Genomic DNA, 3,308 nt, shown 5'->3' on the forward strand with positions numbered 1-3,308 from the left:
GCGGACGGTGGAGCGGATCCCGTCGGCGCCGATCACGACGTCGGCGGTGATGACCTCGCCGTTTTCAAAGGTCAGGGTCGCGTGGTCGCCGTTGTCCTTGATGGTCGCCAGCTTGTAGCCAAGGTGCACCATGCCCTCCGGCAGGACGCTCAGCAGGGCGTCGATGAAGTCGCCGCGGTGGATCATCCGGTTGTGGTTGACCTTCTCGTAGGCGTTCAGGAAGGGCCATTCCTCGTTGGCGAGGACGTGCTGGCCGTCGGCGCTGAGGATTTCCAGGTGGTCGCTGGGGGAGCTGACCGTGGCGATCGCGTCGAAGATGCCCCACTGGCGGAACAGTTCGACCGTTGGCGGGCGCAGTCCGATGCCGGCGCCAACCTGGCCCAGCGCGGGAGCCTGCTCGTAGACGTGGACGTTCTCCGCGCCGATGTTCTGCAGGGCCTTGGCCGCGGCGGCGCCGCCGTAGCCTCCGCCGACGATCGCGATCCGGAGGTTCTTGATGTCTGAAGCCTTCATTGGTTTCATCTCTTTCTTGACGCATCCCTGGCCGGGGCCAGGATGGTGGAACGGGTAAGTTGTGGTGGTCTGTCTTGGTCAGGCGCTCAGTGAGAGGAAGTCGGCCGGGTTCTCCTCGAGCAGGAGTTTGATGGTGGCGTCGTCAATGCCGGCCGCGCGCATGTCCGGGATCATGTCGTCGAAGATGTAGTTGATGGTGTGGCCCTTGACGCCCGGCCAGCCCAGCGGGCTGCAGTTGGCGTCGGCCGAGACGAGGAGCTTGTCCGCGTAGCCCTTGTTGACGAGCTTCACGAAGTGCTCCATCCGCTCGGCGCGCTTCCGGCCCCAGAACGGCGGGTCCGGCAGTTCGAGGTCGTAGCCGAAGGTGTCGAAGCCGATCCGGCCGCCCTGCTCGTAGATCCAGTCGTGCGGGGTGATCGGCGCGTTCAGGCCGTCGTCGGCGTGGCCGAACAGCACCCGGTCCAGCGGCAGGCCCTCCTCGTTGAAGATGTGCACCGCCGGTTCGGGGTCGATGGCCAGGTGGGTCAGGATCGGGGCGCCGGTGACGACGGCGGCCCGTGCCGCGGCCCGGTAGATGCGCTTGTCCAGGTCGGTCATGCGGCCGCCGCGGCTCACGCCGACCTTGATGACGCCGGCCTTGGCGCCGGTGTCACCGATGCCGACGGTGATTTCGTGGATGAAGACCTTCGCCAGGTAGTCGACGGTGGCGCGGGCGAAGTGCGGCAGCGCGGTGTCGCCCCCGACGAAGCCGGTGCAGGCCACGATATGCACCCCGGTCTTCCGGGACAGGGACTTGTAGTAGTCGACGTCGCGGCCGTTGCAGATGCCGGTGGCGTCCACGAAGGTGCCGCCGCCGTTCTCGCGGAACTTCCGCAGCTTCGGCACGGTTTCCTCGTAGGCCTGCTCCGGCGACTTCCACCATTTGGTGTCGAGTTCGGAGCCGGGCATGCCGTAGCCGATGTGTTCGTGGACTGCCACGATTTCCAGTTCTTCGGCCGGGATGGTTCCCAGCACGGTGTTGACCTTGGTCATTCGTTCACCTCAGGGGTTCGAAAGCTTGTTGGGTGTGAGCCGGCCGGTGCTTAGCGCACGGTCAGCAGGTTGCGCGGGTTTTCCACCAGGATGCGCCGGGCGTCGTCGTCGCTCAGGCCCTGCGCCTTGAGGAACGGCACGAAGGTGGACACGACATGGCTGAACGGCAGGTCGTAGTCCGGCTGGCCCTTGGCCACGCCGATCGAGTTGCCCGACAGGATGATCTGGTGGCCGTGGCCGGCCTTGACGAGGTCGATGACCAGGGCCGCGCGCTCGCGGTCACTTACGTATGCCTCGTCATCGTCCAGGCCCACGTGGTCCAGGCCGACGAACGCTCCGCGGCGGGCCACCTCCAGGGCGGCGCCGACCGCGACGGCGTCCGTGCGATCCAAGCCGCCGACCAGCACACGGTCGGCGGGGAGCTTTTCGTCCAGGACGACGTCGAGGTCGTGCAGGGCATCGGCGCCATACCGGATGGAGACCGCGACTCCGGTGTTCAGGGCGGTCCGTGCCGCACCCCGGAACAGGCTCTCTTCGGTCGGCGTCATGCCGGCGCGGTCGGCCGTGGTGGTCACCAGTCCGGCGGCACCGCGGCGTTCGACGCGCGGGACCACCATGCCCTCGGTGACCTCTTTGGAGAACAGGTCGRCGAACTTCTCGGCCGGCCACGGCGTGGGCGGGTTGGTCTGGGGGGTCAGGAAGTAGCCGCCGAGCGTCTCCTCCGGGCCCATGCCCGTGGAAGCGACGATGTTCACGCCGGTGGAACGCGAGAGCGCCTCGTAGAGTTTCAGGTCGCGGCCGTGGAACATGCCGGTGCTGTCGACGATCGTGCTGCCGCCGCGTTCGCGGAAGTCCGTCAGTTTCGCTGCCAGGATCTCGAAGATCTCGGCCCGGTCCATGCGGACATCCGGGGCGTACTGGGCACCGGGGACCACGGAGAGGAGGGCTTCGTGGACTGCGACTACCCCCAATTCGGAAGCGGGGAGGGGGCCAAGGACCGTGTTGACGGTTTTACTGGCGACTGTCGTTGTATCCGTCATCGGCACAACCTTTCGTCTTACGTTCCGCCGTCGTTGGCGTAACGCGCTGGGAAGGATCATGCACCGCGCGACCTCTGGAGGGATCCTCGCCGAACTCGGTGCAGCGAGGTAAGCAGAGCGCCCGTGAGTGTGACCTTGCTTACCTGTCTACAAGGTTTACACGCTGTATAGCCAAAGTCAAGAATGCGTCACTGGCTAGTGCTGAACCGGTACTTGAACCTGTCGGCCTGGTGTACCGCGGAGCGCCAGCCCGCGGGCCGGTCGCCGGTCGTGAAAAAGATTGTCTCGATGACCAGCAGCGGGCTTCCCTGGCTCACGCCGAAGGTGGCCGCCTGGCCGGCGGTCGCGGCGGTCGCCCAGGCGTCGTGCTCGGCCCGGACGTGCGCGATGCCGAACTTGCGCTCGAGCAACCTGAAGGCCGAGCCCTCCTCGTCCAGCTCTGCCTCGGTGGGCCTGAACTCTTCCGGGGCCCGGATGTAAACGTCGGCCTCGACGAGGGGCTCGTCCTCAATTGAGATCAGGCGGCTGAAATGCAGCAACCGCTCGTGTGCATCCAGCCCCAGAAGCTCGCGGATGCGGGCGGGCGGCTCAATGCGCTCGACGCCGGACACCTTGCCGGTCGGATGGAGGCCGCTCTCGGCGAGGTACTGGTACAGGGCCCCGGACCGCACGTCGGCCGGCCGCTGCACCCGGGCGCCCGTTACTGGGAACGTCCCCTTGCCT

The 3,308-nt window shown here is 66.8% G+C and carries 4 protein-coding genes; all 4 read right to left on the reverse strand.

What is annotated here, in order from left to right; all coding sequences use genetic code 11:
• Positions 1-513: FAD-dependent oxidoreductase (locus AB4Y86_RS15275; protein WP_441403042.1), on the reverse strand; the 513-nt coding region annotated here is incomplete at its 3' end.
• Positions 514-591: 78 nt separating this feature from the next.
• The gene (locus AB4Y86_RS15280) at positions 592-1,545 is read right to left on the reverse strand and encodes a phosphotriesterase family protein (RefSeq protein WP_441403043.1); all 954 of its coding nucleotides are present in this window, start codon (positions 1,543-1,545) and stop codon (positions 592-594) included.
• Between the two features lie 50 nt (positions 1,546-1,595).
• On the reverse strand, positions 1,596-2,585 hold the full coding sequence (locus tag AB4Y86_RS15285; protein WP_441403044.1) for a phosphotriesterase: 990 nt from the start codon (positions 2,583-2,585) through the stop codon (positions 1,596-1,598).
• 188 nt (positions 2,586-2,773) lie between these two features.
• Positions 2,774-3,308: GntR family transcriptional regulator (locus AB4Y86_RS15290; RefSeq protein WP_441403045.1), on the reverse strand; the 535-nt coding region annotated here is incomplete at its 5' end.

The sequence above is a fragment of the Arthrobacter sp. 2YAF22_2 genome (genome assembly GCF_052114645.1).
GTDB lineage: Bacteria > Actinomycetota > Actinomycetes > Actinomycetales > Micrococcaceae > Arthrobacter.

Bases quoted from the DNA above. Each gene is read 5' to 3' on its own strand.
- AB4Y86_RS15280 (WP_441403043.1), bottom strand. From the start codon at position 1,545: ATGACCAAGGTCAACACCGTGCTGGGAACCATCCCGGCCGAAGAACTG.